The sequence below is a fragment of the Vibrio maritimus genome (assembly GCF_021441885.1).
Taxonomy (GTDB): domain Bacteria; phylum Pseudomonadota; class Gammaproteobacteria; order Enterobacterales; family Vibrionaceae; genus Vibrio; species Vibrio maritimus_B.
In genome coordinates, this window is sequence record NZ_CP090440.1 from 368,350 (window position 1) to 374,417 (window position 6,068).

6 protein-coding genes and 4 pseudogenes are annotated in these 6,068 nt (G+C 42.8%); 6 read left to right on the forward strand and 4 right to left on the reverse strand.

Annotated elements, in window-relative coordinates; all coding sequences use genetic code 11:
• Nucleotides 1-7: 7 nt before the first annotated feature.
• From LY387_RS27125 to LY387_RS27140, 4 genes and pseudogenes are all read right to left on the reverse strand, one after another.
• Nucleotides 8-935: pseudogene (locus LY387_RS27125) on the reverse strand (Rpn family recombination-promoting nuclease/putative transposase).
• On the reverse strand, nt 898-1,215 hold the full coding sequence (locus tag LY387_RS27130) for a hypothetical protein (protein ID WP_234498035.1): 318 nt from the start codon (nt 1,213-1,215) through the stop codon (nt 898-900). Before LY387_RS27130 ends, LY387_RS27125 begins: the two are co-directional and overlap by 38 nt.
• 64 nt (nt 1,216-1,279) lie before the next feature.
• Nucleotides 1,280-1,465, reverse strand: coding sequence for a hypothetical protein (locus tag LY387_RS27135; RefSeq protein WP_234498036.1), 186 nt, complete (start codon nt 1,463-1,465; stop codon nt 1,280-1,282).
• A gap of 140 nt (nt 1,466-1,605) precedes the next feature.
• Nucleotides 1,606-1,881 carry a hypothetical protein gene (locus LY387_RS27140; RefSeq protein ID WP_234498037.1) on the reverse strand — a complete coding sequence of 92 codons (276 nt, stop codon included), beginning with the start codon at nt 1,879-1,881 and terminating at the stop codon, nt 1,606-1,608.
• A 73-nt stretch (nt 1,882-1,954) separates the two neighbouring features.
• On the opposite strand from LY387_RS27140, the pseudogene LY387_RS27145 reads away from it, so the two are divergent.
• From LY387_RS27145 to LY387_RS27360, 6 genes and pseudogenes are all read left to right on the forward strand, one after another.
• Nucleotides 1,955-2,692 (forward strand): annotated as a pseudogene (locus LY387_RS27145) (IS6 family transposase).
• 486 nt (nt 2,693-3,178) lie between these two features.
• Complete coding sequence (locus LY387_RS27150) at nt 3,179-4,702, forward strand: S-type pyocin domain-containing protein (RefSeq protein WP_234498038.1); 1,524 nt, start codon at nt 3,179-3,181, stop codon at nt 4,700-4,702.
• Entirely contained in the window at nt 4,699-5,184 is a 486-nt protein-coding gene (locus LY387_RS27155) for a DUF6392 family protein (protein WP_234498039.1), read from the forward strand. Before LY387_RS27150 ends, LY387_RS27155 begins: the two co-directional genes overlap by 4 nt.
• 77 nt (nt 5,185-5,261) lie before the next feature.
• Nucleotides 5,262-5,648 (forward strand): annotated as a pseudogene (locus tag LY387_RS27160) (transposase); the annotation flags it as partial.
• Nucleotides 5,649-5,721: 73 nt separating this feature from the next.
• A complete protein-coding gene (locus tag LY387_RS27165; protein WP_234498040.1) occupies nt 5,722-5,865 on the forward strand; it encodes a hypothetical protein in 144 nt (47 codons plus the stop codon).
• A gap of 72 nt (nt 5,866-5,937) precedes the next feature.
• Nucleotides 5,938-6,054: pseudogene (locus tag LY387_RS27360) on the forward strand (DDE-type integrase/transposase/recombinase); the annotation flags it as partial.
• Nucleotides 6,055-6,068: the final 14 nt, after the last annotated feature.

A 6,068-nucleotide genomic window follows, 5' to 3' on the forward strand; every position in this document is an offset into this window, starting at 1 on the left:
GATGGTATTAGTTGGCAAGTTTTGACAGTTCGTCTTTCGATAACCCTGTGATTTCTAAGACGAACTGAATATCTGCTCCTGCTAAAAGCATTTTCTTAGCGATGTCGAGTTGCACCTTTTCGAGACCTTTTTGGAGACCCAATTTTTCACCTTCTTGACGACCTAACTTCAAGCCTTGCTCCCGGCCACGTGCTTCTAATTGCTCTGCTACCGTCATTATCTTTTCCTCATGGGCGGGGACTCGCTCTGTAAGCCTAAACAAGAATGTCGATAAACTCGATGTCTCCCCTGCTCTTACCAAATACTCGATTAAGCTGTCTAACTGCTTCACCGTTGGACTGTGCTCTAACAGCAGTTTACTCACACTGTCCAAAATTTCCAATAGGTCGCGTTGACGGATATGTTTCTGTACCACCTCCAACAGCACCACTCGTTTATGTTGCATGATATCATCATCACTGATGACCGTGATGTCCACCAATGAGTAAGGCTCACTGTATAGCGCTTTTGCGAGCTCTGGATTAATAAATTCATCCAACCAATTGGTACTATATGGATACGGAGACTTTTTACCATGATAAAACAGCAGTGGCACCACCAAAGGCAAATGCTCATGTCCTGCATCTAGGTGTTGTTGCATCGCCGCTATCGCGTACCTTGTCAACCGGAACGCCATATGCTTATCTGGGCGGCTTTGGTGCTCAATGAGCGAATACACATATCCGATGCCATCTTCTGTTTTCATCGCGTACAGCACATCCGAATAGTAACCCCATAAATCGTCTTCTAAAAACGAACCCGATTGCAGCTCTAATGTGTTTAAATCACACCGTGCTTTGATGTGCGAAATGCGCCTCCAGAAAATCCTTCGCTGTCTCTAGGACCGTTAAGAATGATTTAAATAGACCGTCGTGTATCGATGTCGGTGTTTTCATAGTCTATTGGTGATTTGTCTGCCATTTGAGTGAGGATATGTGTGATTGAATCAAACCTGAGCTCTGCTTCAATTTCATCATTGTATTTTTTAATCAGGTATCGTTGTAGCTCTTCCCAGACTAATTCGACATCTGCTGACATTGAGAGTAAGTTGTGCCCTAAAAGCAAGGTATAACAATACTCAAAGTCATCTTTCATCTCTTTTTGATTATTAAACGGAAAATACAAGTCGTTATCGCAGTTTGCTCGATGTTTACGCTTTGATTTCTTCTTACTCATCCTTGGCACTCTCCTGTAACTTACAGATAACGGAAGTATACCACCATCAATGTCTTGTTAGCGGTCATCTCATTGAATGTGGTTTTTTCGGACGTTGAACCGCCATACCTTGCTTAAGCTGAGTTGGAAGTCGTTGATACCAATGTTTTGCTCGCTTCTTAATGGATTCATCCATGTATTTGCTTTTATCTCGAACTTTTACATCGATACCTAACTCACGGCGGATTGCATTGAGCGTACCTTTATTCATGCTATCTCCAATAGTTTTACAGAGTTGAGGCGCATAACTAAGTTATTATCAAACTGCTTTCATTTCATTAACAAGTGTATATTAAGGGGTGTGCATAGATCATACTTTTGAACAAAAGTTGTCTGGCGAATCGCGATCTTTCACTTAAACATGTGTTTGAAAATGATGGCAATCTTCGCTAATCGCGCAACAATGAATGGTTCGATATCATCCGTTTTTAACTTATCTTTAAGGTGCTTTTGAGCGCGAAAAAGATGGCTCTTGTACCCTTTTTGGGAAATACCAAGAAGGAAAGCGGCTTTTTCTCTAGTGAAAAAGTAGTGAAGGAGTAATGATGCTGCTTGCTCTTTTCCAAGCTCTGGAAATAGCAGTTTCCCTGCTTCTTGAACAGCTTGCGGGCTCAGTTTCTTATGCATAGTACGGGGTTGTTGCAAAAACTCAGCTCAAGGTTGAAACTATCATCGTCTGTGGTGATGATTGGTGAGTTCGATGACTAACCCTGAATTCAAATGGAAACACTTTGCCCCTGAAATCATTCTTTGGTGCCTTCGTTGGTATGGTTCAACGACAATGAACGATGCCAACCTCAGCGACATGCTGCAGGAGCGAGGAATTTCGGTCAATCGCTCAACCATTTATCGTTGGTTCATTGAGTATGCCCCTGCATTACGTAAGAAACTGCGCCGTGATCAGCTCATTCGAGCAGACTCTTCGTGGCAGCTCGACGAGACCTACGTTAAGGTAAAAGGAAAATGGCATTATCTGTATCGAGCTATCAACAAGCAAGGCGAGACCCTGGACTTCTATTTCTCTCATAAACGTAATAAAGACGCGGCTTATCAGTTCCTGAAGCGATGCTTAAGATACTATGATGCAGATGCGCAGCCTAAAACATTAAACACAGACAAGCACTCTTCCTATACCCATGCGATTCTTCGTCTGAAGAAAGAAGGACGACTTCGAGTGGATGTCGAGCAGCGGCAAGTGAAGTATCTCAATAATGATATCGAATCCGACCACGCGCCCATCAAGAAGCTCGTCGTTGGCACTGACGGTTTTAAAATCCGAAAGCGAGCTTGGTCAACCATTCAAGGATTTGAATCATTACGGATGTTGGACAAAGGCCAGTTTGATTTTTGATTGCGTCATGATGATTGTAAAACTCTAGTGCGGGAGAGATCCGCGTTCATGAATCGTCTATTCAATGTAGAAGTGATTTACCAGTAATCGCCAAGCCAATGATGGCGAACTCTGCACTCTGGGATTAGTTGCAACAATCCCGTTATTTACTCACTTGGTGGATCAGCACCTCCTCATGCCACCCTAGCTCTCTTTGAATATTGGTCCACATTTTTTATCATTCAGCACGCAATACCCAGTCCCTGTATCCGAACTGATTTAGGCGGATGTGTGTTTTTACAAGCTATTCGTTAACGGTTGCTTTCATAGGAGTGATATAAATATTTCCCTTCCCATCGGACGAAAAGTGAATGTTGCCAACATCAATACCTTTTTCGGTAGAGTAACTGCTGCATAAATTAATGCTTTTACCGATATATAGTGGTCCCTGCTTCATCAATGGTAATTTCAGCGCCGTACTCATCTAACTTGGTGGTTATCTCTTTCATGTTGTTTATCCTCTGAAATTGCTTATAACAAACTAGTTGCTTATGATACGAGCCAGTATAACGTTTTTATAGGTTGAACAATAGCATGTTAGGGAATGCAATCACCGTTGGAACGCGAACCAGCACTGGCGGAAAAGTTCTAACGGGCAGTGCTGGCGTCAAAATTAATAGTTTGAATGTCAGTGTTTTGGGCGATGAAGCCACTTGCCCCTGTGGGGCAGATGGCTGCCGAGGCGTGGGTCCAATCCGACAAGGGAGTCCTCGAAATATTAAAATCGGGGACAAACTGATCGCAATGAAAGGCGATCCTGTTGATACCGGGTGTGGGAATTGTTTTGTGCTTTCGAGTGGTGACTCAGTGAGACTTGGCACTCAAACATCTGGCTCCATTACAATGGGGACTGGCGTCTATATTGGGCAAGGTGTAGATATCAACTTAGGGTCACAAGCCGCCGCTTTTCATGGTACATCGCCAGCCACGTCTCACCCTACTAACTCGTTAAGTTCACCTCTATCTTGGTCATCACCAGAAGACAACTTGCCACATATTTCAAAAGTCTTCGCGAAATCTTCCCTGTTGCCTTTTGGTGATATTTCTGTAGGGAAAAGCCGAGAAACTGCTTCTTCTGTTGGTGAAGTGAGTGTCTATGCTGGCTCAGCTGAAGTGGCAACAGTCGGTGGACTTTCTACATTGGCATTAACAAAAATGACTGGTATCGCATTGGCTGATATGGCAGGATTTGGGCTGAAAGTCGTGGGTCGTGCTGGTATTCTGTTGGCACTTCGACCTGCTCAGTTAGGGGATGGGACGTTGTATGGCGACGAAGATATACAAACCCGAAAAGGCGTTGAAACACTCATCCGGTTTGGTTTTGATGATGAAGGGCGAATTCATGGTTATCACGTTGATGCCACCAAAATTCCGAAGCGCTCCGTTCATCGAGTGAGTGATAAGTTTGTTGTTAACTTGGAGCCTGATGTCACGCTTGAATGGGTGCCAGTTGCAGAAGAGATTGCAGGGACGAAAATTCTAGTTAACCCCATTCCTGGTTTAGACTCGCATACCATCTACATCCATCCAGAAACGGAACAAGGGGAAGAATTTGATAATACCTATATTACTCCGATAAGTGATGTTGATCTTAATGATTACATCTTAACCTTCCCCTCTGAAACGGGGCTACCTCCTCTATATATTGTATACAGCAAGCCTCCGGTAAAACTATTGGAGGTGGATTATTTTGGTAACTTCAAAGGACGACCTAGAAACGGTACACATGCTGACCATATGCCTTCTCAACGAGCTGCGACTATATGGTTAAAGGATAAGTTAGGTTTTATCGATGATGCGGATATTAAAAAGCAAATGGACTTAGTCGCAAGCTTAATTGTTCCGGCAAAAGTACATCGAAAGTACAGTGAAACTTATGGATGGCGAAATACAGCAGAGCAAGTAGCTCAAGACTCAAGGGATTTAAGGGCTGCGGTCGATAATAATATTAATGCAATTAAGCCTTGGCTGCTCGAAGAAGGATTTAGTGATTCTGACCTAGAGCTGGCTAGGGAAAAAATACATTATTTAAATGAAAGTAAAGGGTGGTATAAATGATTGAAGTCGGTCGTATGATTTCCATGATGGGATGTACTCTAGAAGAAATTATTGATGCAGGTCTTTTGAAACCAAATCAAAAGCCTAAACCTAGGCATTCCGGTGATGATGAACTTATTCTTGATATGATTAGAGAAGGTGTTCTGCTATCGTTTGATAGACAAAGTAAGGCGTTGCAGCGTATATCTTTAACTTTGCTTGATGAAGATAAGCCTAATTATCGTTTCCCTAATGACCTCCCTAGCCCTCTCAAGCCAGAAATGACAAAAGATTATGTTCATGAGTCTATGGGGGAACCTTTCGAATCTAAACCCTCAATTGAATTTATGGGAAAAGTTTGGGGGGAAGTGGAACATTATTTTATGAGAAGGAATGTATTTGGTGACCTATCTCAATTAGTGTCTTATGTTCAAGGACAACAAATGGTTAAGTCTCTCACGTATCTTTATACCAAAGACGTGTCATGGGGAGAACTTCGTTAGAGTTATTGAACATAATTTGTAAGTTAAGAAGACTCCATGTAAAAGCAATATAGTAATGTCCTGTTTGAGCAACTTTAAAAGGCCGTCCAAGCAACCATCGCTACGATGATCGTTTTCGAGCTGAAATATTAAGGATCGTGCGTGAGCAATACTTCGACTTCTCACCAACGTTTGCGCTAGAAAAACTCTCTGAGGATCACAACCTGACGGTGTCTAAAGAGACGCTCCGTCAATGGATGATTGCTGACGGTCTATGGACTCCACACTCTAAGCGCAAGCCAAAAGTCTATCAACATCGCTATCGCAGAGATTGCCTTGGCGAACTCATTCAAATTGATGGCTCGCACCATGGCTGGTTTGAAGGACGCAGCGACAAATGTTGTCTATTGGTCTTCATCGATGATGCAACTGGTCGCTTGATGAACTTAAGATTCAGTGAAACCGAGTCAGCGTTTGATTACATGAAAGGGTTGTGTCGCAAAGTTTGGCATTCTAGGTTAAGATCTACCCAATATCTACTTAACACTCTGAATATTAATGTTTAAAGGTTGCCACTTCCCCTCTGAAGTTATTCTTGAAACCATCCGTTATTACCTAGCTTACAAGCTCAGTTATCGCGAGATTGAAGAAATACAGAAGGAGCGTGGCATCACCATTGACCATGCGACTATTAACCGGTAGGTCATCAAATTCACGCCGATTTTGGAGCATAAAGTCAGACGTAAAAAGAAGTCGGTATCGAGCTCGTGGCGGATGGACGAGACGTACATCAAAATTAAGGGCGAATGGTTTTATTACTATCGAGCCGTTGATAAATTTGGTGACGCTATCGATTATTATCTGAGCCCAACTCGAGATGAAGCAGCCGCCAAAGCCTTTCTGAA